Origin of the sequence: Arthrobacter sp. MA-N2 (assembly GCF_000517125.1) — a bacterium.
GTDB classification, from domain to species: domain Bacteria; phylum Actinomycetota; class Actinomycetes; order Actinomycetales; family Micrococcaceae; genus Arthrobacter; species Arthrobacter methylotrophus.
The window spans coordinates 2,464,561-2,487,409 of sequence record NZ_KI912155.1; the positions used below are offsets into that span (position 1 = coordinate 2,464,561).

The 22,849-nt window shown below is 63.3% G+C and carries 23 protein-coding genes; 16 read left to right on the forward strand and 7 right to left on the reverse strand.

What is annotated here, in order from left to right:
* Nucleotides 1–18 precede the first annotated feature (18 nt).
* Entirely contained in the window at nt 19–603 is a 585-nt protein-coding gene (locus A3M3_RS0112185) for a DivIVA domain-containing protein (protein WP_028266565.1), read from the forward strand.
* A gap of 171 nt (nt 604–774) precedes the next feature.
* Here the strand turns inward: A3M3_RS0112185 and A3M3_RS24900 are convergent, their stop codons facing one another.
* The 3 genes from A3M3_RS24900 to A3M3_RS0112200 all read right to left on the reverse strand — a co-directional run bounded on the left by A3M3_RS24900 (nt 775) and on the right by A3M3_RS0112200 (nt 2,447).
* A complete protein-coding gene (locus A3M3_RS24900) occupies nt 775–1,350 on the reverse strand; it encodes a hypothetical protein (RefSeq protein ID WP_231497249.1) in 576 nt (191 codons plus the stop codon).
* Between the two features lie 28 nt (nt 1,351–1,378).
* The gene (locus A3M3_RS0112195) at nt 1,379–1,792 is read right to left on the reverse strand and encodes a DUF4383 domain-containing protein (RefSeq protein WP_028266566.1); all 414 of its coding nucleotides are present in this window, start codon (nt 1,790–1,792) and stop codon (nt 1,379–1,381) included.
* Between the two features lie 175 nt (nt 1,793–1,967).
* Nucleotides 1,968–2,447, reverse strand: coding sequence for an Lrp/AsnC family transcriptional regulator (locus A3M3_RS0112200; protein ID WP_028266567.1), 480 nt, complete (start codon nt 2,445–2,447; stop codon nt 1,968–1,970).
* A gap of 194 nt (nt 2,448–2,641) precedes the next feature.
* On the opposite strand from A3M3_RS0112200, the gene pdhA reads away from it, so the two are divergent.
* From pdhA to A3M3_RS0112215, 3 genes are read left to right on the forward strand one after another with little or no spacing between them, the layout of a single operon-like run.
* Nucleotides 2,642–3,808, forward strand: a complete 1,167-nt coding sequence (gene pdhA / locus A3M3_RS0112205) for a pyruvate dehydrogenase (acetyl-transferring) E1 component subunit alpha (RefSeq protein WP_028266568.1) — start codon at nt 2,642–2,644, stop codon at nt 3,806–3,808.
* On the forward strand, nt 3,808–4,818 hold the full coding sequence (locus A3M3_RS0112210) for an alpha-ketoacid dehydrogenase subunit beta (RefSeq protein ID WP_028266569.1): 1,011 nt from the start codon (nt 3,808–3,810) through the stop codon (nt 4,816–4,818). The genes pdhA and A3M3_RS0112210 overlap by 1 nt, the downstream gene beginning before the upstream one ends.
* Nucleotides 4,815–6,221 (forward strand): dihydrolipoamide acetyltransferase family protein, encoded by a 1,407-nt coding sequence (locus A3M3_RS0112215; protein WP_028266570.1) that lies wholly within the window; start codon nt 4,815–4,817, stop codon nt 6,219–6,221. The genes A3M3_RS0112210 and A3M3_RS0112215 overlap by 4 nt, the downstream gene beginning before the upstream one ends.
* A gap of 76 nt (nt 6,222–6,297) precedes the next feature.
* Here A3M3_RS0112215 and A3M3_RS0112220 read toward each other — a convergent pair whose 3' ends face one another.
* Complete coding sequence (locus tag A3M3_RS0112220; RefSeq protein ID WP_035741691.1) at nt 6,298–6,927, reverse strand: SACE_7040 family transcriptional regulator; 630 nt, start codon at nt 6,925–6,927, stop codon at nt 6,298–6,300.
* A 153-nt stretch (nt 6,928–7,080) separates the two neighbouring features.
* Here A3M3_RS0112220 and A3M3_RS0112225 point away from each other — a divergent pair, with 153 nt between their 5' ends.
* The 7 genes from A3M3_RS0112225 to A3M3_RS0112255 are packed head-to-tail and all read left to right on the forward strand — an operon-like array spanning nt 7,081 to nt 14,905.
* Nucleotides 7,081–8,688, forward strand: coding sequence for a carboxyl transferase domain-containing protein (locus A3M3_RS0112225; RefSeq protein WP_028266572.1), 1,608 nt, complete (start codon nt 7,081–7,083; stop codon nt 8,686–8,688).
* Nucleotides 8,689–8,692: 4 nt separating this feature from the next.
* Complete coding sequence (locus A3M3_RS24905) at nt 8,693–10,822, forward strand: acetyl/propionyl/methylcrotonyl-CoA carboxylase subunit alpha (RefSeq protein WP_051423146.1); 2,130 nt, start codon at nt 8,693–8,695, stop codon at nt 10,820–10,822.
* 2 nt (nt 10,823–10,824) lie between these two features.
* A complete protein-coding gene (locus tag A3M3_RS0112235) occupies nt 10,825–12,000 on the forward strand; it encodes an acyl-CoA dehydrogenase family protein (RefSeq protein ID WP_028266573.1) in 1,176 nt (391 codons plus the stop codon).
* 19 nt (nt 12,001–12,019) lie between these two features.
* Nucleotides 12,020–12,787 carry a CoA transferase subunit A gene (locus A3M3_RS0112240; RefSeq protein WP_028266574.1) on the forward strand — a complete coding sequence of 256 codons (768 nt, stop codon included), beginning with the start codon at nt 12,020–12,022 and terminating at the stop codon, nt 12,785–12,787.
* A 2-nt stretch (nt 12,788–12,789) separates the two neighbouring features.
* On the forward strand, nt 12,790–13,542 hold the full coding sequence (locus tag A3M3_RS0112245; RefSeq protein ID WP_028266575.1) for a CoA transferase subunit B: 753 nt from the start codon (nt 12,790–12,792) through the stop codon (nt 13,540–13,542).
* A complete protein-coding gene (locus tag A3M3_RS0112250; protein WP_051423147.1) occupies nt 13,539–14,072 on the forward strand; it encodes a MaoC family dehydratase in 534 nt (177 codons plus the stop codon). Before A3M3_RS0112245 ends, A3M3_RS0112250 begins: the two co-directional genes overlap by 4 nt.
* Nucleotides 14,069–14,905 carry an HpcH/HpaI aldolase/citrate lyase family protein gene (locus A3M3_RS0112255; RefSeq protein ID WP_028266577.1) on the forward strand — a complete coding sequence of 279 codons (837 nt, stop codon included), beginning with the start codon at nt 14,069–14,071 and terminating at the stop codon, nt 14,903–14,905. Before A3M3_RS0112250 ends, A3M3_RS0112255 begins: the two co-directional genes overlap by 4 nt.
* 18 nt (nt 14,906–14,923) lie before the next feature.
* On the opposite strand, the gene A3M3_RS0112260 is transcribed toward A3M3_RS0112255, so the two are convergent.
* Nucleotides 14,924–16,393 carry a lipase maturation factor family protein gene (locus A3M3_RS0112260; protein WP_028266578.1) on the reverse strand — a complete coding sequence of 490 codons (1,470 nt, stop codon included), beginning with the start codon at nt 16,391–16,393 and terminating at the stop codon, nt 14,924–14,926.
* Between the two features lie 38 nt (nt 16,394–16,431).
* Here A3M3_RS0112260 and dxr point away from each other — a divergent pair, with 38 nt between their 5' ends.
* The 5 genes from dxr to A3M3_RS0112285 all read left to right on the forward strand — a co-directional run bounded on the left by dxr (nt 16,432) and on the right by A3M3_RS0112285 (nt 21,422).
* A complete protein-coding gene (dxr, locus tag A3M3_RS0112265; protein WP_028266579.1) occupies nt 16,432–17,616 on the forward strand; it encodes a 1-deoxy-D-xylulose-5-phosphate reductoisomerase in 1,185 nt (394 codons plus the stop codon).
* Nucleotides 17,617–17,633: 17 nt separating this feature from the next.
* Nucleotides 17,634–18,965, forward strand: coding sequence for a M50 family metallopeptidase (locus A3M3_RS0112270; protein WP_028266580.1), 1,332 nt, complete (start codon nt 17,634–17,636; stop codon nt 18,963–18,965).
* A 74-nt stretch (nt 18,966–19,039) separates the two neighbouring features.
* The gene (locus A3M3_RS0112275) at nt 19,040–19,333 is read left to right on the forward strand and encodes a YciI family protein (RefSeq protein WP_028266581.1); all 294 of its coding nucleotides are present in this window, start codon (nt 19,040–19,042) and stop codon (nt 19,331–19,333) included.
* Between the two features lie 66 nt (nt 19,334–19,399).
* The gene (gene ispG, locus A3M3_RS0112280; protein WP_028266582.1) at nt 19,400–20,566 is read left to right on the forward strand and encodes a flavodoxin-dependent (E)-4-hydroxy-3-methylbut-2-enyl-diphosphate synthase; all 1,167 of its coding nucleotides are present in this window, start codon (nt 19,400–19,402) and stop codon (nt 20,564–20,566) included.
* On the forward strand, nt 20,529–21,422 hold the full coding sequence (locus A3M3_RS0112285; protein WP_028266583.1) for a GNAT family N-acetyltransferase: 894 nt from the start codon (nt 20,529–20,531) through the stop codon (nt 21,420–21,422). Before ispG ends, A3M3_RS0112285 begins: the two co-directional genes overlap by 38 nt.
* Nucleotides 21,423–21,483: 61 nt before the next feature.
* Here A3M3_RS0112285 and A3M3_RS0112290 read toward each other — a convergent pair whose 3' ends face one another.
* Together A3M3_RS0112290 and A3M3_RS0112295 are read right to left on the reverse strand one after the other, a co-directional pair.
* Nucleotides 21,484–22,101 (reverse strand): TetR/AcrR family transcriptional regulator, encoded by a 618-nt coding sequence (locus tag A3M3_RS0112290; RefSeq protein ID WP_028266584.1) that lies wholly within the window; start codon nt 22,099–22,101, stop codon nt 21,484–21,486.
* Nucleotides 22,098–22,841, reverse strand: coding sequence for an ABC transporter permease (locus A3M3_RS0112295; RefSeq protein WP_035741695.1), 744 nt, complete (start codon nt 22,839–22,841; stop codon nt 22,098–22,100). Before A3M3_RS0112295 ends, A3M3_RS0112290 begins: the two co-directional genes overlap by 4 nt.
* Nucleotides 22,842–22,849: the final 8 nt, after the last annotated feature.

Below are 22,849 nucleotides of genomic sequence, written 5' to 3' on the forward strand. Positions count from 1 at the left end.
CCACCCAGAAGGAAAACAGTGGCAGTGGACATTCGTCGCCAGATCCCCGCAGCATTTGAGCGTGTGGAGCATAGCAAATACGGCTACAACGCAAAGCAGGTTGACCAGTTCTTCCAGCTCGCCCGGCTGTCGTTCGAAAACAAGGCCGGGACCTCGGAGAGGATCGGCAGCAACGATGTCCGTGCTGTTTCTTTCGATCCCGTCAAGGGCGGCTATGACGCTGCTGCTGTGGACGCCGCGCTGGATCGCCTCGAAGACGCTTTTGCGCGCCGTGAACGTGATGAGTTGATAGCCGCCGAAGGCGAGGAGGCCTGGCTGCTCAAAATCGGCAAACTTTCCGGGGTGTTGCGCGGCCGCTTGCACAGACCGGACGGCGAACGCTTCCGCCGGCCGGAGAAAAAGCGGGCGCGTAGCTACAACATCGCCGAGGTTGATGCCTTGTGCCTTTCCCTTATCGGGTACCTCGAAAATGACAAACCACTGAGTGTCGATAGTGTCCGCCGTGCTTCATTCTCTGCGGCCAAGGGTCACGACGGCTACGAAGAGGCACAAGTTGACGCTTTCCTGGACCGGGTGGTCGAACTCATGGCGGCGATCGACTAAGCGAAGACAGCCGACGCTCGTTCACAAATACGGCCAAAGGAAGGAACCCTCCTGCAGATCAATTCACAGATCTGCAGGAGGGTTCCGTTTTTTGGCTTCATAGCTGAGCGAGCATCCGGGAGTTAATGTTGGAACGGGAGGGATTCTCGCCGCAACTGTCGCTGGGGGCGTCTAGTGGTTGTGGCCGCTTGGCAGGGAATGCCCTCCATGCGGGACGGCATGCTGACCGGCCACCGAAGCGGCGAGTCCCGGCGTCGTCACTGCTGCGACAACGACGGCGGCGGCGAAGGCAGCCGCCAAGAGCGCACCCGTCCGTGGGGGCGCGGCTGCTCCACCGGCGTCGTCTCCGCCAGCGTCGTCGCGGAATCTTCTGGCGAGCCACGCAGAGGATCCCAGGGCCATGAGGACCAGGAACAAGGCTGCCAGATGCCCGCCGTCGAGTACTCCTTGGGCAATGCCTGCCACGAGCACGGCGACGTGCACGAGCACGGCCACGAAGAGGCCTATGGTTGTCGGTTTACGGAACCGGAGCCGCCCCCGTTGGAGACTGGCAATCGAGCTGGCGAGCAGCGCCAGGCCCCAGACCGCAAAGATGCCGCCCGCCCACATGAGCGATCCCCGGCTCGAAATGTAGCTTGATGCGATCGAAAGCTCCACGAGGCCCGCCCCCATTCCCGCGAAACACGAAAACAGGGTGACGGACGCCCCAGCCGTGGCTCCCACGGAGGTCGCTGCTTGAGCTGACACGGACGGCTCCTTCCGGGTTCAGATTCTCCTAGACGTGGGCCCTGGCGGTGTTTGCCGGAACCTTGTCCTGCGAAAGGCCGACGCCGAGCAGCACCACTGCGCTGGCCAGGTGCAGCACGTTGTCTGCGCCGTTAAGGGCAATGATATTCAGGGCCGAGCCGACGAGGAACAGCCCGAGGATACCAACCAGCAGGTAGACGCCGCCCACGGTCGAGTTCACGGCCTTGGACAGGGTGGCGCTGTTCATGCCGGCATACAGCAAAGCTGCGCCGATGGCGAGGTGGATGATGTTGTGCAGGGGATTTACCGCAAAGATGATCAGATTGGCACCCTCGGTAGCGAAGAATCCGATTCCCGAGGTGACGAAGAATCCAATGACACCCACGAGCAGGTAGACCGCTCCAAAGACGGTGGCGATCAGGCGGTTGGGCGAAGTGCGCATGGTCCAAACCTTCCGGTATGGCCGGATTTGCATCCGGCCTGTGTTTGAAACCCCGGACGGGGCTCTCAAACAGATATTCGGACCAGGAGGGGAAGTGGATGGGTGGGAGGGCGCGAATTTTTTTTCGGCAACGGCGTCGGCGTCGGCGTCAGATCGGGACGGACGACGGATGGCGTCAAGCCATTGCCTTCTTGGTACTCCTGTTCAACAGCGGTTGCACCCGGAAGGGAATCAATTCACCCATCGACATGGCGGTGTCGGTCCGTTCCACTCCATCGCACGCAAGGATTTTGCCGTTGACACGGAACAGATCCTCGGCGTCGAGCGCTACCACTCGCAGCAGGAGGTCAGCCGATCCGGTCAGCCCGTAGCCCTCCAGGATTTCCGGGATTTCAGCGAGGTCTGCAACCAACTGCCCGAGCTTTTGCTGTTGCACATGCACGGAGATGAACGCCATGAGCGGGTAGCCGAGGGCGGCCGGGTTGATACGCCGTTCGAAGGAGAGGAACGCATGTTTCTTCTCCAGCTGGGCCATCCGGGCCTGAACCGTATTTCGCGATAGTCCCAGCTTCTGTGCCAAGGCCACCACGGTGCCGCGGGGGTCCTTCGCCATGGCCGAAAGCAGACGAGTGTCAGTGCCATCCAAAGCTTGCATAATGCGCAACGTTAGCACGGTAGGAGGTTGCCAGATAGGGCAGAATGCGCAGAATTTTCGATGGTGGTTGTACCCAATGAGCATTGTGAGTAGGGTCACAATTAATCCAGGCGACGACGCCCGGGTGCTGGCCCACGGCTGGATCACAAGTCCACCCCCGGCCTGCGAGCACGAGCTGAAAGGTGCGATCAACTGTGTTGACGGACGAAGCCGGCCAGGACGCCTACAAGGCTCCGAATCCCGGAATCAGTGCAGGAAACCCTCGTCGGACCGGCGGGAACCTGGTCCAACTGATTTCCCCCGAGGGGGAACGCATCAGCCACCCGGAGTTTGATCTCTGGGTCAGCGATGTCACCGACGAGCAACTGTGCTCGCTGTATGAGGACATGACGGTCATCCGTCGCATCGACGCCGAGGCCACGGCCTTGCAGCGTCAGGGGGAGTTGGCCCTGTGGCCGCCACTGCTGGGCCAGGAAGCATCGCAGATCGGTTCGGGCAGGGCCCTCCGGGATGACGACTTCGTCTTCCCCAGCTATCGGGACAACGGCGTGGCCTATTGCCGCGGTGTCGAGGTCACGGACCTGGTCCGTGCCTGGCGCGGTAACGCTTCCTCCGGCTGGGACCCGTACCGCCACAACATCGCCACCCAGCAAATCATCATCGGCTCGCAGTCATTGCACGCGACCGGCTACGCGATGGGCATCCAGCATGATGGCGCCGACTCCGTTGCGGTTGCGTACTTCGGTGATGGCGCCACGAGCGAGGGCGACGTCAACGAGGCGATGGTCTTCGCCGCAAGCTTCCAAGTGCCCGTGGTGTTCATTTGCCAGAACAACCACTGGGCCATCTCCGAACCCGTCCGGATCCAGTCCCACATCCAGATCGCCGATCGTGCCTCGGGCTTTGGAATCCCCAGCATGCGCGTCGACGGAAACGACGTTCTGGCCGTTTTGGCGGTCACCCGCATTGCACTGGACCGGGCGCGCAAGGGCGGCGGGCCCACCTTCATTGAAGCGGTGACCTATCGGATGGGCCCGCACACGACGGCGGACGATCCCACCCGCTACCGCGACGCCAACGAGCTTGAAGACTGGGCGGCCAAGGATCCGATTGTCCGCCTCAAGACGCTCCTTCGCAGCAAAGGCCTGCTGACGGAAGAGGTCGAGGCCAAGACCCAGGCCAAAGCCGACGAGGTGGCCAGGGAGCTGCGGACAGGTGTCATCAACATGCCGGATCCTGCCCCGCTGGACCTTTTCAACCACGTCTACAGCACGCCCAATTCCTGGATCGAACGCCAGAAGGACCACTACTCCCGATATCTGGAAAACTTCAGCGGATCCACCCAGGAAGGGGCACTCTGATGAGCAAGCTGACATTCGCCCGCGCCATCAACGCCGGCCTGCGCAAGTCCCTCGAAAACGATCCCAAAGTTGTCCTCATGGGTGAAGACATTGGCTCACTCGGTGGCGTTTTCCGCGTGACCGACGGCCTCCAGAAGGACTTCGGGAAACACCGCGTCGTTGACACTCCCTTGGCCGAATCCGCGATCATCGGGACCGCCGTCGGCCTGGCCTACCGTGGTTACCGTCCGGTGTGCGAAATCCAATTCGACGGCTTCATCTACCCGGCGTTCGACCAGATCGTCAGCCAGGTTGCGAAGATGCACTACCGGACCCAGGGCCGCGTCAAGATGCCGATCACCATCCGCGTTCCTTTCGGCGGCGGAATCGGTTCACCGGAGCATCACTCCGAATCGCCGGAGGCCTACTTCACCCACACCTCGGGATTGCGCGTCATCAGCGTCTCCAATCCGCAGGACGCCTACACCATGATCCAGCAAGCCATCGCCTCGGACGATCCCGTGCTGTATTTCGAGCCCAAGCGCCGTTACCACGACAAGGGTGAAGTGGATGAGACCGCGGATCTCTTGACGGCACTTCCCATGGAAAAGGCCAGGGTGGTCACCACCGGAAGCGATGTCACGCTGGTGACTTACGGCCCGCTCGTGAAAACCGCGGGCGACGCCGCCATGGCTGCCGCCGATGAAGGCATCTCCGTGGAGGTTATCGACCTGCGCTCCCTGGCGCCGATCGACTTCCCTGTAGTGGAAGCCTCCGTGCGTAAGACCGGCAGGCTGGTCATCACCCATGAGGCTGCACAGTCAGGCGGTCTTGGAGCGGAAATCGCCGCCAGCATCACCGAACGCTGCTTCAACTACCTTGAATCGGCGCCGGTCCGGATCACCGGATTCGACATTCCGTACCCGTACTCAAAGCTCGAAATGCACCATCTGCCGGATCTGGACAGGATTCTTGACGGCGTGGACCGGGCTCTTGGCCGCGGCAACTCCCTGAGCGGCCTGGAAGGATGAGCGCCACCATGATCAAGGAATTCAGGCTTCCTGACCTCGGCGAAGGACTCACAGAGTCGGAAATTCTGAGCTGGAAGGTTGCGGTGGGGGATACTGTGACCTTGAATCAGGTCATTGCCGAGGTCGAGACGGCCAAGGCCGTGGTGGAGTTGCCCTCACCCTTCGCCGGGACCGTTGCGGCCTTACACGAACAAGCCGGTTCGGTGGTCGAGGTCGGCAAGCCAATCGTTTCCTTTGAAGTCGACGACGCCGGTGCCTCACCTTCCGGTGATTCCGGTTCCGATGCCGGTACTCCCGGGGCGTCCGACTCCGAAGGGGCCTTGGCCAAGCGTGAGCCAAACCTGGTGGGTTACGGAGCCGTCGTCGAAAAGTCCGGACGCCCGGCCCGGCGCCAACGGAACTTTGACGGAGGCGTTACCGAATACGAGCCCGTGAACGAAGCGCTCGCCGAGCAGCCTGTCCAGGCGCCAGTGGCTGTTCCAAGCGAGCCGACGGCCGAACAGGAACGTCCGCGATCCACGCCTCCGGTCCGCAAACTGGCAAGGGACCTCGGAATTGACCTTGAGATGGTCAAGGGGACCGGACCGGGAGGGCTCATCACCCGTTCCGATGTCCAGGAGTTCGCCGCTGTGGACCAGAGGCAAGTCTCTGTGTCTGTGGTCACCCCCGCGCCCGCCCCGGTCTACGCGGGCGTGCCCGGTGAACGCGAGACCCGTACTCCCATCAAGGGAGTCCGCAAGTTCACGGCCGCAGCCATGGTGCAGAGCGCGTTCACGGCGCCGCATGTGACGGAGTTCCTGACTGTCGATGTCACGCCAACCATGGAGCTCCTGGCGAGGCTGAAGACCAGCCGGGAGTTCGCCGGTTACAAGCTGACGCCGTTGACGCTCGCGGCCAAGGCAGTCCTGATTGCCCTGCGCAGGAACCCGAGCCTGAACTCCCGATGGGACGAAGCAGCACAGGAGATCGTGCAGTTCAACTACGTGAACCTGGGCATCGCGGCAGCCACGCCGCGGGGCCTGACGGTTCCGAACATCAAGGATGCGGACAAGATGACGCTGCTGGAGCTTTCCACGGCGCTGTCCGAGCTCACGGACACGGCGCGTTCCGGCAGGACCTCTCCGGCGGATCTGGCGGGCGGGACCATCTCGATCACGAACATCGGTGTCTTCGGGATCGACGCCGGAACCCCCATCCTGAACCCGGGCGAGGCTGCCATCGTGGCACTGGGATCGGTGCGCAAAGCTCCCTGGGTGCACAACGACGAACTCGCGGTGCGCCAAGTGATGTCGCTCAGCCTGGCTTTCGACCACCGGCTGGTGGACGGCGAACAAGGCTCGAAATTCCTGGCCGACCTGGGCGCGATTCTGTCTGACCCGGCAGCAGTCATAACCATGATCTAGTCCCACACCCGACTAACTCGCACTTGTTGTCGTTTTGAGCCCTCAAAACGACAACAACTGCGAGTCAGTCGGGCCTCTAGTCAGCCGTGAGGGCTGCGAGAGCCATACGTTCGAGGATGGGCCTGGCGCTTTTGACCGCCATGCGGCGCCCGTGATGCCGGACCGAGTGGGGGGTCGAGTTGATCAAGCCGAAGGCAGCGTGGGCCCGGACCCGTAGCTCTCCGGGATCGGTGTCTGGATGAAGTTCGCCAAGCACGCCCACCCACAGTTCCACGTAGTTGCGCTGGAGGGTGCGGACTTCGGCTTGGTCGGAGGCGCTCAGGTTGCTGAAGTCGCGGTCCTGGACCCGGATGACATCGGGATTGCTGAGGGCGAAGTCAACATGGAATTCCACGAGTCCGCGCAATGCGGACTGGGCGTCGGAGGCTTCGGACACTACGGTGTGGCCGCCGTCGAGCAGATTGCGGCTGACGCTCAACAGCAGCTCGGCGAGAACGGCCTGTTTCCCGGGGAAGTGCCGGTACACGGCCGGGCCGCTGACTCCTGCTGCGGCACCCAGGTCCTCCAGCGACACCCGGTTGAAGCCATCTGCAGCGAACAGTCCGGCCGCGGCGGCGAGAAGCGCTTTGCGCCGTGTTTCCTTGGCCTGGCTTCTTTGGGTCGGCGCCTGGCTGTCCTGCTTGGGGCTCCCCGGGAAGGTGGCCACAATTCCTCCTCTTTGCAAGCGTCCAATTCCACGTCGGGTACCGAGCCAAGTCCGGTGCCGAGGTGATGGACAACACAGTTAATAGAGACTAACCTAAATTCCAGTTATGCGGTACTAACTGAGATGGCCATGGGCCGGGATGGGACGCAGTCGATGGAGACACTCGTCAGCCAGCTGGATACCAGCAGCGATCAGTTCGCGGCCAACGCGGAGGCGCAGCTGTCCCTGGTGCAAGAGTTGAAGAAGCGGCTTTCCGTGGCGGCTCTGGGTGGTCCGGAGAAGTCGCGGGAGCGGCATGTTGCGCGGGGGAAGTTGTTGCCGCGGGAGCGCATCAATTACTTGTTGGACGAGGGAAGCCCCTTTTTGGAGATTGCGCCGTTGGCGGCCAATGGGATGTACAACGATGATTCGCCCGGCGCCGGGATCATTGCGGGGATCGGTTTGGTGCACGGCCGTCAGGTGATGGTGGTCTCCAATGACGCCACGGTCAAGGGTGGGACGTATTACCCGATGACGGTGAAGAAGCACCTCCGGGCGCAGGAAATCGCCTTGGAGAATAAGCTGCCGTGCGTCTACCTGGTGGATTCCGGGGGTGCGTTCCTGCCGAAGCAGGACGAGGTGTTCCCGGACAAGGAGCACTTTGGCCGGATCTTCTTCAACCAGGCGAAGATGTCCGCGGCGAAGATCCCGCAGATTGCCTCGGTGATGGGCTCCTGCACCGCCGGGGGTGCCTATGTGCCGGCGATGAGTGATGAGACGGTGATTGTCCGGAACCAGGGGACTATTTTCCTGGGTGGTCCCCCGTTGGTGAAGGCCGCGATCGGTGAGATCGTCACGGCGGAGGAGCTTGGCGGTGGCGATGTCCACTCAAGGATTTCGGGTGTGACGGACCATCTGGCCGAGAACGACGAGCATGCCCTGCAGATCGTCCGCGACATCGTCTCCACCCTGCCCAAGCCGGCGGCCCCCGTCTGGGAGGTGGACACCGCCGTCGAGCCCGTGGTGGACCCGGGCGAAATCTATGGTGCCGTTCCCACGGACGTCAATGCCCAGTACGACGTCCGTGAAGTCATCGCCCGGCTCGTGGACGGCTCGAGGTTCCATGAGTTCAAGAAAAACTACGGCACCACCTTGGTGACGGGGTTCGCGAAGCTGCACGGCCACCCGGTGGGCATCGTGGCCAACAACGGGGTGCTGTTCAGCGAGTCCGCGCTCAAGGGCGCGCACTTCATCGAGCTGTGCGACCAGCGCGGCATCCCGTTGGTCTTCCTGCAGAACCTTTCCGGTTTCATGGTGGGCAAGGACTACGAACACGGTGGCATCGCCAAGAACGGCGCCAAGATGGTCACCGCTGTGGCTACTGCCCGGGTGCCGAAGCTGACCGTGGTGATCGGCGGTTCCTTCGGCGCCGGAAACTACTCGATGTGCGGGCGGGCCTATTCGCCGCGCTTCTTGTGGATGTGGCCGGCCAGCCGGATTTCGGTGATGGGCGGGAACCAGGCCTCCAGTGTGCTGGCCACCGTCAAACGGGACCAATACGAGGCCCGCGGCGAGGAATGGTCCGCCGAGGCCGAGGAAGCCTTCAAGGCCCCCATCAAACAGCAATACGAGGACCAGGGCAGCCCCTACTACTCCACCGCCCGGCTGTGGGACGACGGGATCATCGACCCGGCCGACACCCGGCGTGTCCTGGGCATGGCCCTCGATACTGTGTCCCGCCAACCCCTGCCGGAAACCTCCTTCGGCCTCTTCCGGATGTGACCCCATGACAATCACCTCTTTCAATACCGTGCTCGTCGCCAACCGCGGCGAGATCGCCTGCCGCGTCATCCGCACGCTCAAGGCCATGGGGATCCGCTCCGTAGCGGTGTATTCAGACGCCGACGCCGGAGCGCGCCACGTGCGCGAAGCAGACACTGCCGTCCGGATCGGCACAGCCGCGGCGGCGGACAGCTACCTGCGGATAGACGCCATCATCGAGGCATGCCTGCAAAGCGGCGCCCAAGCCGTCCACCCGGGCTACGGATTCCTCGCCGAGAACGTGGAGTTCGCCAAGGCGCTGGACGCAGCCGGTATCGCGTTCATCGGCCCCGGCATTGATGCCATCGAGATCATGGGCGACAAGATCCGTTCCAAGAACCACGTCATGTCCTATGGCGTTCCGTGCGTTCCGGGCATCGCCGAACCGGGCTTGAGCGACGAGGCACTGATCGAGGCAGCGCCCGGCGTCGGCTTCCCCCTCCTGATCAAGCCCTCGGCCGGTGGCGGCGGCAAAGGGATGCATATCGTGGAGCGGCTCGAGGATATGGCGGCCACCCTATTGACGGCCCGGCGCGTCGCCGCGAGTGCGTTCGGTGATGACACCCTGTTCCTGGAAAGGCTCATCCAATCGCCCCGGCATATCGAGGTCCAGGTCCTCGCCGACAACCACGGCAACGTCATCCACCTCGGCGAGCGCGAATGCTCCCTGCAGCGCCGCCACCAGAAAGTCATCGAGGAAGCACCGTCGCCCTTGCTGGAGTCACTGGCGCACGGTGCCGAGGTCCGGGCCCGGATCGGCGAGGCCGCTTGCCAGGCTGCCCGAAGTGTCAAGTACAGCGGTGCGGGCACAGTCGAGTTCCTTGTTTCGGACCAGGACCCGGAGCACTTCTTCTTCATGGAGATGAACACCCGACTCCAAGTGGAGCACCCCGTCACCGAAATGGTGACGGGCGTCGATCTTGTCGAATGGCAGGTGCGCATCGCCGCAGGTGAGGTCCTCACGGTGGCGCAGGCCGACGTCGTGCTTGACGGGCACGCGGTGGAGGCGCGCGTCTACGCTGAGGTGCCCGAACGCGGCTTCCTGCCATCCATCGGCGAAATCGTGACGCTCCGGGAACGGGCAAGCAACGATCCGCACCTGCGCGTCGACTCCGCCATGCTTTCGGGTCTGTCCGTCACCGGCGACTACGATCCCATGCTCGCAAAGGTCATTGCCTGGGGCCCGGACCGCAAAGCCGCGTTGGACACCCTTGACCACGCGCTGGGGGACTACACGCTGCTGGGCGTGCACACGAACGTTGAATACCTGCGGCTCCTGATCAACGACGACGACGTCCGCGCCGGGCGCCTCGACACCGGCTTGATCGAGCGCAAGCTCGAGGCCCTGGACTTCCGCAACGTGACCGACGCCGAGCTGATCGCCGCGGCCCTTCTTAGCCGGGCCACGACGGTAGCTGCCGGAACGACAGCACCGTGGAACACCCCCGATGGCTGGCGCTTGGGCGCCCCCGCGCCGTGGAAGACCACCATCGCACGTCCCGACGGCGGCCTGGCGGTTGTGGGGCTGACCGCTAACGGGCCGGGCTTCACCGCGCGCGTGGATAACGGCGTCGAGCACTCAACCGCCATGCGGCAGGGGTCTGGGGGAGAGGCGGTGCTGGTGCTCGACGGCGTCGAGCACCGTTTTGCGCACGGCTCGCCATCTACGGTGGGTGGAACACGCGAGCTCTGGCTCGGCAGCGACGGCTGGTCCTGCCGCCTGGAAATCCTGGACCGCGAGGCCAGGCTCCAACGCATCCTCGCGGGCATCCAGCGGGAAGAAGGCGCAGCGGACCCGGAAGTCCGGTCTCCCATGCCGGGAACCGTCGTCTCCGTTTCCGTGCATAACGGGGATCATGTCGACGCAGGCCAGGTCCTCCTCTCGGTGGAAGCGATGAAGATGGAACACCAACTGGTGGCCTCCGTCTCCGGCATGGTGCACCTCAGCAGCAAAACCGGGGACCTCGTCAAGGCAGACCAAGTCCTCGCCACCATCCACGTGGCTCCGGAATCCACCACGGACGCAACCCCGGAAGCGCCGGGGGAACCGGCCCCTGAAGTTACAGCAGATAACCAGAAAGACGAGGAAGCCTAGCCATGCCAAGTTTTGAACTCAATGAGGAATACCAGGACCTGAGCGATTCCGTCCGGGAATTCGCCGACGAGGTAGTTGCCCCTGTGTCCACCAAGCACGACGAGGAACACAGCTTCCCCTACGAAGTGGTCAAGCAGATGGGGGAGATGGGCCTTTTCGGCTTGCCATTCCCTGAAGAGTTCGGCGGCATGGGCGGGGACTACTTCGCGCTCGCCCTCGCACTGGAGCAGCTGGGCAGGGTGGACCAATCGGTGGCCATCACCCTGGAAGCGGGCGTCTCGCTCGGCGCCATGCCGGTGTATCGCTTCGGCACCCAGGAGCAGAAGGAACACTGGCTGCCGCAGCTGACCTCGGCCGAGGCGCTCGCAGGCTTCGGGCTGACCGAACCGGAAGCGGGTTCGGACGCAGGCGGCACCAAGACCAACGCCCACCTTGAGGGCGTCGGAGACGCAAAAAACTGGGTCATCAACGGCAACAAGGAGTTCATCACCAACTCCGGAACCGACATTACCCGGCTCGTCACCGTCACCGCCGTGACCGGGCAGCACGAACGCAAAGACGGGAGCACCAAGAAAGAAATCTCCACCATCCTGGTCCCTACCGACACGCCCGGTTTCACTGCAGAGAAGGCCTATAACAAGGTGGGCTGGAACGCCTCCGATACCCACCCTCTGACGTTGAACAACGTCCGCGTGCCCGAAGAGAACCTGCTCGGTGTCCGTGGACGGGGGTACGCCAATTTTCTGTCCATCTTGGACGAAGGCCGCATCGCCATCGCCGCGCTCGCCACCGGTGCAGCCCAGGGTTGCGTCGATTTGTCCGTGAAATATGCCAAGGAACGCATGGCCTTCGGGAAGAACATCGGCAAATACCAGGCCATCCAGTTCAAGATCGCCCGCATGCAGGCTCGGGCCCACACCGCACGGCTGGCCTACTACGACGCGGCCGCGAGGATGCTTGCCGGCCGGCCGTTCAAGACCGAAGCGGCCATCGCTAAGATGGTCGCAGGCGAGGCAGCCATGGACAACGCACGGGACGCTACCCAGGTGTTTGGTGGCTATGGCTTCATCAACGAATTCACGGTGGCACGCCATTACCGCGACTCCAAGATCCTGGAAGTCGGGGAAGGCACCACCGAGGTCCAGTTGATGCTCATCGCCCGCGAGCTGGGCCTTTAACCGTCAGGGAAGGTAAACGATGATAGACAAAGTTGTTGCCAGCGCCGCGGAAGCGGTGAAGGACATCCACGACGGCGCATCGCTCGCCGTGGGCGGTTTTGGCTTGTGCGGTATCCCGGTGGCGCTCATCGACGCGCTGCACGATCAAGGCACCACGGACCTTGAAACGGTCAGCAACAACTGCGGCGTGGACGACTGGGGCCTGGGCATCCTGCTCCGGGACGGACGCATCCGCCGGACCATTAGCTCCTACGTCGGTGAAAACAAGGAGTTCGCGCGGCAATACCTTGCCGGCGAGCTCGAGGTGGTGCTCACTCCGCAAGGCACTCTGGCCGAGAAACTGCGCGCCGGCGGCGCCGGTATCCCCGCGTTCTTCACGGCTGCCGGGGTCGGGACACAAGTTTCGGAAGGCGGACTTCCACAGAAGTACGACGCCGACGGCAACGTGGCGATCGCGTCCTCACCTAAAGAAGTGCGCACCTTCAATGGGGCTGACTATGTCCTCGAGGAATCCCTGACACCCGACTTCGGGCTGGTCCACGCCTGGAAGGGCGACCGGCACGGCAACCTCGTGTTCCATGCGACGGCCATGAACTTCAATCCGTTGTGTGCCATGGCGGCCCGGATCACCATCGCCGAGGTGGAAGAGCTCGTGGAACCCGGCGAACTGGATCCACAACACATCCACACTCCGGGCATCTTCGTTCAACGGGTTGTGCTTTCGCCGGACACCGAGAAGCGCATCGAGAAGCGGACCGTCGCTTTGACCGAGCAGGCAGGAGCTTAGCCATGGATTCCACCAGCACGCAGGACGTACCTCCGCGCCCCGAGGCGGTCCGGCACGAATACCGCCGGGCCGACGTCGAACACCACGAGGGCAAAGGCTGGACGCGCAACGAACTTGCCGCCCGGGTGGCCCGCGAACTCAGCAACGGACAATACGTCAACCTCGGGATCGGCATGCCCACCCTCATTCCCAACTACATCCCTGACGGGGTCGAGGTGATCCTGCATTCCGAGAACGGCATCCTCGGGGTGGGCCCGTACCCGGCGGAGGATGCTGTGGACCCTGATCTGATCAACGCCGGCAAGGAAACGGTCACCGTCAACGCGGGCGCCGCGTTCTTCGACTCCGCAACCTCATTCGGCATGATCCGTGGCGGCCACGTGGACGTCGCAGTGCTGGGCGCCATGGAGGTTGCGGCCAACGGGGACCTTGCCAATTGGATGGTTCCGGGGAAGATGGTCAAGGGCATGGGCGGTGCCATGGACCTTGTCTTCGGTGCCAAGCGAGTGATTGTGATGATGGAGCACGTGGACCGCAACGGGAAGCCCAAGATCGTCAAGGAATGCTCCTTGCCCCTGACGGGAAAGGGCTGCGTGGACAGGATCATCACCGACCTCGCTGTGATCGACGTCGTCTCCGAAGGCGGGGAATCGCGGCTTGTGCTGCGCGAGTTGGCACCGAATGTCTCCGCGGAAGACGTTGCGGCGGCGACCGGCGTCGAGCTTTTCGAAGAGGACCAGGAGCTGACCGTATGACCGGCGCCCCTGAGCCCCGTGTCCCTGAGCGCCGTGTTATTGAACAGAGGGGCCTCTACTTCGAGGAACTCGAAGAAGACGTGGTCTATGCCCACCGGCCCGGGCGGACCGTGACGGAAACGGACAACGTCCTGTTCACCACGCTGACCATGAACACCCAGGCCCTGCACCTGGACGCGGCGTGGAGTGCCACCCAGCCGTTTGGGCAGCGGCTCATGAACTCGATGTTCACGTTGTCCACGATGGTGGGACAGTCCGTCACGCAGTTGACGCAGGGCACCATCATTGCCCAGCTGGGCTTGACGGACGTTTCGTTCCCGCACCCGCTTTACCACGGTGACACCCTCTACACGGAGACTGTCGTCACCGGGAAGCGGGCGTCGTCGTCGCGTCCCGGGCAGGGGGTCGTGACCATGCAGCACACAGGCCGCAACCAAGGCGGTACGGTGGTGGCGCTGGCGACGAGGGCATGTCTCATGTGGACCCGGACCGCGCATCTGGAGGCGCAACAGGGGACAATCAATATATGACCTTCACGATGGGCCCCGCTTTGCTGTTCTGCCCCGCCGACCGCCCGGAACGGTTTCAAAAGGCCGCCGAGCGTTCCGACGCCGTCATCATCGACTTGGAGGACGCCGTTGCGCCCGGGGATAAGAAAAGGGCCCGGGGGGCGATCCTGGCCCAGCTTGGCTCCGGTGGCGAGACGGCCGAGCTTGATCCGAGCCGCACGATTGTCCGCGTCAACCCGGCGGGCACCCCGGACTTCGAGAAGGACATGCACTGCCTCGCGCACACCCCTTACCGGACCGTCATGCTGGCCAAGGCCGAGACCGGCGAACAGCTGAAAGCACTCGAGGGGTACCACGTCATCGCCTTGTGCGAGACGGCCAAAGGGATCATCAATGCGAGCGAAATCGCCCAGGCTCCCAACGTCGTCGGGCTCATGTGGGGTGCGGAGGACCTTATTGCTTCCATGGGTGGCACCTCCAGCCGCAAGGCCGACGGCGGCTACCGTGCCGTTGCGACGCACTCCCGCTCTACCGTGCTGCTGGCCGCCAAAGCCGCGGGCAAGGAAGCCATCGACTCGGTCTACGTCGATATTCCCGACCTTGCCGGACTGGGCGTGGAATCCGCGGACGCCGTGGCCAGCGGATTCGGTGCCAAGGCCTGCATCCACCCGAACCAGGTTGCCGTTGTCCGCGAAGCCTACGCTCCATCTCCCGGGGCTGTCGCCGAGGCGCGCGAGTTGCTTGACGCTGCGGCTTCGGCCGGGACCGGGGTGTTCCAGTACAAGGGCAAAATGGTGGACGGACCCATCCTCAAACACGCCGAGTCCACGCTGCGCAGGGCCCGGATTTCCTGAAGGGCTGTCTGCCGGAAACTAGTGGTCGTGCCGCCGTGACTTCGGCAGCGACAACGGGGCGATGACCTCGTAGAGCTCCATCCGGATCCAGCGCTGACCCGTTTCGCGGAACTCGGCCCTCGTCGCGAAGCGATACAGGAAGCTGCGCGCGCGCACCCAGCGCGGACGCGCGCCGTCGAACGGGTCTCGCCGCAACAGGCGCAAGGTGGGCGGATCGGCGTCGAGCAGTTTGCCCAGGAACGCGTAAAACCACTCCTCGTGCACCGTGCGCAAAGGCAGGAACCACATCAGCCAGTCGAGGCGCAGGTGGTACGGCGCCCATTGGCGGGGCAGCCGGCGGACGTCGCCGGGCTTGCCCTTGAAGCCATATTCGCGCCAATCGGCCTCGTCGACGGGAACGTCGGCCTGGGTGCCTTCCACCACGATTTCCACCCGGTGCCGCGTCACCGTCCCGAACGCCCCGTACGTGTTCACCAGTTGCCATCGGTTGAAGCTGGCGTTCATGAGCTGCGTCCGCGAGAGAAGATTGCGGATGGGCCAATAGCTGAGTACCAAGAGGAGCACTGTTACCGCAAGGACGACGGCGAGCCACCAGACCGGGGTTTGCGGAACCGCGGTGGCAGCCGGGTTGCGCTGAAGCGGGATGAACGGCAGCACGGCGTGGGCCACGGGGTCGCTCACGGCAGCGAAAGCAAGGATGATCGCTGACCAGTTGAGCCAGGCGAAGTTCCCGCTCCCCACAAGCCAGAGCTGCGTGAAGACGACAATCCCCGCGGCAATGCTGGCGAGCGGCTGCGGGGCGAAGAGGAAGAACGGCACCACGAGCTGGGCGAAGTGGTTGCCGAGAACTTCCAAGCGATGAAGAGGTTTGGGCAGGAGATGCGCCAGGCGGCTCAACGGCCCGGGCATGGGCTGCGTTTCGTGGTGGTAGTACAGGGCGGTTAAATCACGCCATTCGCTGCCGCCGTGGATCTTGATCATTCCCGCGCCGAACTCCAGCCTGAACAGTAGCCACACCAGTAGCACGAGGATGGTCTTGGGTGGGGGAGTCTGTTCCGAACCGAGGAAGGCAACCGTGAAACCCATCTCCAGCAGCAGCATCTCCCAGCCGAAACCGTAGAAGGTCTGGCCGACGTTGACGATCGACATGTAGAGCAGCCACAAAGCCAGGAACGCGGTCAGGGGAAGCCACGGCGGCCCAAGCTGCGGCAGCCCGGCCACGAGCGCCAAGGACACGGCAAGTCCGGCGGCGCACACTGCGCGGAGCAAAGCGTCCGAGTATTTCCAGCGGAACAGGCTGGGCCGGCGCAAGATCCTTTGACCGTCCACGTACCTCGGCACCGGCAGCAGCCCATGCTCGCCGAGGAGCGCCGGAAACTGGTTGAGACTGGACAGGAATGCGATGAAATACAGCGCAGCCGTGCCACGCTGGAGCACCTGCCGGGCGAACTCATAATCCGGCGCCTCGAACCACGAGACCCAGTCCACAAACCAACGCTACGCCTAGCGTGCGGGATACTTAAGCAATGCAGCCGCGCAAGATCATTCTCCTCGGGTCCACTGGTTCCATTGGCACACAGGCGATTGACGTCGTCGACGCCGCTCCCCACCTGTTCGAGGTAGTGGCGCTGAGCGCGGGAGGCGGCAACCTGGAACTCATCGCACGGCAGGCCGTCCATACCAGGGCCCAGGCTGTCGGAATCGCGTACGGTGAAGCCCACGAACTCCAGAAACTCATTGCCGCCGCCGCCTCAGCCGCCGGACTCAGGAACTACGATCCGGCGATTATCAGCGGGCCGGATGCGTCTACCAAGATCGCTGCGATTGAAGCCGACGTCGTGCTCAATGGCATCACAGGATCCATTGGGCTGGCGCCGACCCTCGCAGCCCTCAAGTCCGGCGCTATCCTCGCCCTCGCGAACAAGGAATCCCTGATCGTGGGCGGCGCGCTGGTGAAGGCCGCGGCGGCTGTTGACCAGATCGTGCCCGTCGATTCCGAGCACTCGGCCATTGCCCAATGCCTCCGCGCCGGAACCGACAACGAGGTTGAAAAACTCATTCTGACGGCTTCCGGCGGCCCGTTCCGCGGCCGCAGCCGCGAGCAACTTCGCGACGTCACCCCGGATGAGGCGCTGGCCCACCCCACCTGGGATATGGGCCTCATGGTCACTACCAACTCGGCCAGCCTGGTCAACAAGGGCCTGGAAGTCATCGAAGCGCACCTGCTCTTCGACGTGCCCTTGGACAGGATCGACGTCGTGGTGCATCCGCAATCCGTCGTGCATTCGATGGTGGAGTTCGTCGATGGCTCCATCATCGCCCAAGCATCTCCGCCCGACATGCGGCTGCCCATTGCCCTCGGATTGGGATGGCCGGACCGCGTGCCTGGCGCCGCCAAGGCCTGCGACTGGACCCAAGCCACCAGTTGGACGTTCGAGCCTCTCGACTCGCTCGCCTTCCCTGCAGTGGAACTGGCCAAGTACGCCGCGAAACAAGGAAGTACCTATCCGGCGGTCTTCAACGCTGCCAACGAGGAAGCGGTGGAGGCCTTCCACGCAGGCAGAATCCGGTTCACGGACATCGTGGACACCGTCGAGTCCGTCCTCAGCGAACATTCAGGATCCTTGGAGCTGACAGTGGACTCGGTATTGGATGCTGAGAGGTGGGCACGCACACGCACCCACGATCGTTTAGCCAACAGCACCCTCTAGGAAGCAGTACTTAAGGCATGAATCCCGTTATTCTGTTCATTCTCGGAGTCGTCTTCGTCGCGATCGGCGTGGCCGTCTCCATCGCGCTGCACGAGGTGGGACACCTTTTGCCCGCCAAGCTGTTCAAAGTGCGCGTGACGAAGTACATGATCGGTTTCGGCCCCACCCTCTGGTCCACCCGGAAAGGCGAGACCGAATACGGATTCAAGGCCATCCCGCTGGGCGGCTATGTTGCCATGATCGGCATGTACCCGCCCAACAAGGAAGATGGCAGTGTCCGGCCTTCCAGCACCGGGATGTTCCAGACCCTTGCCACCGAGGCCCGGTCCGCGGCACATGAGGACGTGGGCCCTGGCGACGAAAACAGGGTCTTCTACAGGCTCCCGGTCTGGAAGAAGATCATCATCATGCTCGGCGGCCCGGCCATGAACTTGCTCATCGGCCTCGTTCTGACCGCGGTGCTGCTCATGGGCTTCGGCGTGTCCACCCCCACCACCACCATTGCTGATGTGTCCAAGTGCCAGGTCAACGCCGGAGAAACCGTTGACCCCAACTCGCCGAACTGCCAGCTGACCCCGGCGGCAGCCGCCAAGCTCCAGCCCAATGACGTCGTCACCAGCTTCGATGGCAAGCAGGTGACGAGCTGGGCCGACATGAGCAGCTGGATCCGGGCTTCCGCCGGTAAGGCGGTCCAAATTACGGTGGAGCGTAACGGCAAGAGCATTACCACCGAAGTAACCCCGGTCCTTTCCGCTCGTCCCGTCATTGGTGACAACGGCCAGCAGGCCAAGGGCGCGGACGGCAAACCGCTTTATGAGGAAGTCGGATTCCTCGGCATCGGCGCCCAGACCGCCATGGTGCCCCAACCGGCGTCGAGCGTTCTTCCGATGGCAGGCGACAACATCAAGCAAATCGCCGGAGTCATCCTCAACCTGCCCGCAAGGGTAGTCGGCGTGGCGCAAGCGGCCTTCGGCTCCGGGCCGCGCGATCCCAACGGCCCCATCAGCGTGGTGGGCGTCGGCCGGGTGGCCGGTGAAGTTGCGGCCATGGAACAGGTTCCACTGCAATCGCGAGTCGCCGCCCTCGTCGGGCTTCTTGCGGGCTTGAACTTCGCCCTCGCCATCTTCAACCTGATTCCACTGTTGCCGCTCGACGGCGGACACGTCGCGGGCGCGCTTTACGAGGGAGCCCGGCGTCGCATCGCCAAGCTCTTCCACAAGCCGGACCCGGGAGCCTTTGACATCGCCAAGCTCCTGCCACTCACGTACGTCGTCGCCACCCTGCTCATGGCCATGAGCGCCCTGCTGATCTACGCGGACATCGTCAAGCCCGTCAACCTCTTCGGCTGATCGGTCTGATCCTGCAGGTGCGCTGGACGCTCCCGATTGGGCCGGCCCCCGAATTGGGGGGATAGGCTATCCATATGACTGTTTTCGCTGTTGAGTACGTGTACGACGTCGAGTCCGCCGCGGTGCGCGACGCGAACCGCCCTGCTCACCGTGCTTGGCTCGCCGGCCTTGCCGAGCAGGGGACTTTGCTGGCAAGCGGCCCTTATACCGACGGTGCAGGGGCGCTGCTGCTGCTTAAGGCCGCCGATGAGTCCGAGCTCAACGCCACGCTGAAGGAGGACCCGTTCGCCACAGCGCGAGGGATTGCAGGCATCCGGACGTCGGAGTGGAACCCTATTATCGGAGTGCTTTCCGCCCACGCTTCCTAGCAGCATCGCCGGCCGGGGCACGGACCCCAGCCATATGATCTACCCATTTCAATCCAAGGAGTCCACGTGACCTCGGTCAGCCTGGGAATGCCGTCAGCCCCGCCCCCCGTTCTGGCGCCCCGCCGCAAGACCCGCCAGATCAAGGTGGGTTCGGTAGGCGTCGGATCCGATTCGCCCATCAGCGTGCAATCGATGACCACCACCCCCACCACGGACATCAACGCCACCCTGCAGCAGATTGCGGAACTGACGGCGTCCGGCTGTGACATCGTCCGTGTTGCGTGCCCTTCCGCGGATGATGCCGAGGCACTGCCGATCATCGCCCGGAAGTCCCAGATCCCCGTGATCGCCGACATTCACTTCCAGCCCAAGTACGTCTTCGCCGCGATCGAGGCAGGCTGCGCCGCGGTGCGTGTTAACCCGGGCAACATCCGCAAGTTCGACGATCAAGTGAAGGAAATCGCCAAGGCCGCCAAGGACCACGGCACCTCCATCAGGATCGGCATCAACGCTGGATCCCTTGAGCCCGGCATTTTGAAGAAGTACGGCAAGGCCACGCCGGAAGCCCTCGTAGAGTCCGCTGTCTGGGAGGCCTCCCTGTTCGAAGAACACGGCTTCCATGACTTCAAGATCTCCGTCAAGCACAACGACCCCGTCATCATGGTGGCGGCCTACGAGATGCTTGCCGAAAAGGGCGACTGGCCCCTGCATCTTGGCGTTACTGAGGCCGGACCCGCATTCCAGGGCACCATCAAGTCCGCCACGGCCTTCGGTGCACTGCTCTCCCGGGGCATTGGAGACACCATCCGCGTGTCCCTCTCCGCGCCGCCCGTTGAGGAAATCAAGGTCGGAAACCAGATCCTGCAGTCCCTCAACCTACGCCCGCGCAAGCTGGAAATCGTCTCCTGCCCTTCGTGCGGCCGCGCCCAGGTAGACGTCTATACGCTCGCCGAGCAGGTGACAGCCGGGCTTGAAGGCATGGAGATTCCGCTGCGCGTCGCCGTCATGGGTTGCGTCGTGAACGGCCCGGGTGAGGCACGTGAAGCCGATCTCGGCGTGGCCTCCGGAAACGGCAAGGGACAGATCTTCGTGAAGGGCGAAGTCATCAAGACTGTTCCTGAGAGCCAGATTGTTGAGACACTGATTGAAGAGGCCATGCGTATCGCTGAAGAGATGGGGGAGGCCGATGGCGAAGATGCTGTCAAGGGTAGCCCCGTGGTTAGCGTCTCGTAACGAGACTGGCGCCGGACTGGACGGTGTCACCGTCCGTGTGCTCGGCGCTGCCGATACCACGGAGCTACGCGCGCTCGCGATGGAAGACCCGGTAGCGAACGTCTTTATCTTGGCGCACCTTGACTCGTCCGGGAGCGCAGCGCCCACTTCCGGTGGTGCGAGCATCTTTGGAGTCTTCGACGGCGACAGCTTGGTGGGTGCCTGCTGGGCTGGTGCCAATCTGGTTCCGGTGCAGCTGGACCCGGAACTGGCTCCCCGGGTGGCGGCCGTTGCACACCGGGCAGGCCGCCGCTACGCCTCGATCTTCGGGCCCGCGGAGGCCGTGCTGGCACTCCATTCGCGGTTGGAGCAACTGGGTCATTTCGCCCACGAGGTACGTGCCGACCAGCCCCTTCTGGCCATGTCGGGTCCACCTGCTGTCGAGGCTAATCCGCAACTCGGCTTCGGAGACATCGCGGACTTCGACCGCATCCTGCCCGCATGTGCAGCCATGTTCGAGGAAGAAGTGGGTTATTCGCCCTTTCTCGGAAGCGAAGACTTCTACAGCCGCCGGGTTGCCGGGCTCATCCGGCAGGGCCACTCCTTGGTGCACATCGAGGCTGGCGGCACCGTGAAGTTCAAAGCCGAACTCGGGGCGGTCACGGCGCAGGCCACCCAGGTCCAAGGGGTCTGGATGAATCCCGAGTTCCGCGGTCAAGGACTCAGCGCCGGGTATATGGCGGGAGTAGTGGTGTTGGCTCAGCGGTTCGCCCCGGTCACGAGCCTGTACGTCAATGAGTACAACACCAGGGCTCGCGCCACTTATGAGCGCGTCGGATTCCGGCGCCTCGGAACGTTCGCGACCGTCCTGTACTGACCCGCCCAACTAGCTCGCATTTGTTGTCGTTTTGACGGCTCAAAACGACAACAAATGCGAGCTAGTTGGGGAAGGTGAGTTCACCCGTGAGGTAATGCTGGACGTTTGGGGCGACGAGCCGGACCACCTCGTCCGGGGACGCCGAGGCCAAAGGTTCCAGCCGGACCACGTAGCGCATGAGCATGAGCCCTACTATCTGGCTGGCGATCAGGTTGCCGCGCATCCTCGCTTCCGCGGGGGTTCCGGGGAGACCCGCTGTGATTCTGGACAGTATGGTCCTGGAAACCATTTCCCGCAGCAGAGCGGTCTTGGCCTTTGAGCCGATTGTTCCCCTGACGAACGCCACGAGCCCGTGCTGGGCCGGGCTTTCCCACAAGCGCAACACGGCACGGACGATTGCTTCCGAGCGTTGCGCGGGAGCCAAGGACTCGACGCCGGCAAGCACTTGCTCGGGATCGGCCGGAAGCTCGATGCAGTGGGCGAAGAGCTCGTCCTTGTTCTTGAAGAAGTGGTGGACCATGGCCGGGTCCACCTCCGCTTCGCGGGCCACTTGCCGCAGGCTGGTTCCGTCGAAACCATGCTCAGCGAAGAGCCGGCGGGCTGTCGCCAGGATGAGTTCGCGGGAATCGCCTCCGCCGCTTCGGCGTCCCCGCCGGAGGGGAGGCAAGGGGCCGCTCATGAGGTCCGCCGTCGGAGGGTGAACGAGGCCAGGACCAAAACTCCCACCACAATTGCCGCCATGATGCCCGCGTCCTGCCACATGGCCTGCGTCGCTTCCGCGTTTCCAGCGATCTGCTGGAGGGCATCAACCGAATATGTCAGCGGCAGCACGTTGGAGATGCTCTCCAGGAAGCCGTTCATGTGTTCCCGGGAGACGAAGAGTCCGCACAACAGGATTTGCGGCACCACCACCACGGGCATGAACTGGACCGCTTGGAATTCGGTCTGTGCGAAGGCCGAGCAAAACAGACCCAGCGCCACTCCGAGGACTGCATTGATGACGGCGATCATCACCACGTACCCTGGATCGCCCTTGATATCCAAATGGAAGATCCAGTAGGCCACTGCGGTCGCTACAAGGGATTGCAGGGCAGCCATGAGGGAGAAAGCGAGTCCATAGCCGAACAGCAGATCGGCCTTGTGGATGGGCGTTGTCAGGAGCCGCTCCAACGTTCCGGATGTTCTTTCCCGCAACATCGTGATGGACGTGACCAGGAACATCACAACGAACGGGAAGATGGCCAGCATCTGGAGTCCCACGCGATCGAAGGTACGGGGGAGTCCAGGAGGCAAGGTCTCGTTTTCGTAAAGGAAGTACACGGCGGTGAGCAGCAGCGCGGGAACAACCAGGATCAAGGCGACGCTGCGGTGGTCGTGCCGCAGTTGATCCAGCACCCTTCTGGTTGTGGCAAGCATCATCCTTGGGT

What these genes read in the sequence shown, in the direction of transcription:
- A3M3_RS0112195 (WP_028266566.1), bottom strand. Translation starts at nt 1,792, where the DNA reads ATGCGCACTTCGCCCAACCGCCTGATCGCCACCGTCTTTGGAGCGGTC.
- A3M3_RS0112200 (WP_028266567.1), bottom strand. Translation starts at nt 2,447, where the DNA reads ATGCAAGCTTTGGATGGCACTGACACTCGTCTGCTTTCGGCCATGGCG.
- A3M3_RS0112210 (WP_028266569.1), top strand. Translation starts at nt 3,808, where the DNA reads ATGAGCAAGCTGACATTCGCCCGCGCCATCAACGCCGGCCTGCGCAAG.
- A3M3_RS0112215 (WP_028266570.1), top strand. Translation starts at nt 4,815, where the DNA reads ATGAGCGCCACCATGATCAAGGAATTCAGGCTTCCTGACCTCGGCGAA.
- A3M3_RS0112225 (WP_028266572.1), top strand. Translation starts at nt 7,081, where the DNA reads ATGGAGACACTCGTCAGCCAGCTGGATACCAGCAGCGATCAGTTCGCG.
- A3M3_RS24905 (WP_051423146.1), top strand. Translation starts at nt 8,693, where the DNA reads ATGACAATCACCTCTTTCAATACCGTGCTCGTCGCCAACCGCGGCGAG.
- A3M3_RS0112235 (WP_028266573.1), top strand. Translation starts at nt 10,825, where the DNA reads ATGCCAAGTTTTGAACTCAATGAGGAATACCAGGACCTGAGCGATTCC.
- A3M3_RS0112240 (WP_028266574.1), top strand. Translation starts at nt 12,020, where the DNA reads ATGATAGACAAAGTTGTTGCCAGCGCCGCGGAAGCGGTGAAGGACATC.
- A3M3_RS0112245 (WP_028266575.1), top strand. Translation starts at nt 12,790, where the DNA reads ATGGATTCCACCAGCACGCAGGACGTACCTCCGCGCCCCGAGGCGGTC.
- A3M3_RS0112250 (WP_051423147.1), top strand. Translation starts at nt 13,539, where the DNA reads ATGACCGGCGCCCCTGAGCCCCGTGTCCCTGAGCGCCGTGTTATTGAA.
- A3M3_RS0112255 (WP_028266577.1), top strand. Translation starts at nt 14,069, where the DNA reads ATGACCTTCACGATGGGCCCCGCTTTGCTGTTCTGCCCCGCCGACCGC.
- dxr (WP_028266579.1), top strand. Translation starts at nt 16,432, where the DNA reads ATGCAGCCGCGCAAGATCATTCTCCTCGGGTCCACTGGTTCCATTGGC.
- A3M3_RS0112270 (WP_028266580.1), top strand. Translation starts at nt 17,634, where the DNA reads ATGAATCCCGTTATTCTGTTCATTCTCGGAGTCGTCTTCGTCGCGATC.
- A3M3_RS0112275 (WP_028266581.1), top strand. Translation starts at nt 19,040, where the DNA reads ATGACTGTTTTCGCTGTTGAGTACGTGTACGACGTCGAGTCCGCCGCG.
- A3M3_RS0112285 (WP_028266583.1), top strand. Translation starts at nt 20,529, where the DNA reads ATGCTGTCAAGGGTAGCCCCGTGGTTAGCGTCTCGTAACGAGACTGGC.
- A3M3_RS0112290 (WP_028266584.1), bottom strand. Translation starts at nt 22,101, where the DNA reads ATGAGCGGCCCCTTGCCTCCCCTCCGGCGGGGACGCCGAAGCGGCGGA.
- A3M3_RS0112295 (WP_035741695.1), bottom strand. Translation starts at nt 22,841, where the DNA reads ATGATGCTTGCCACAACCAGAAGGGTGCTGGATCAACTGCGGCACGAC.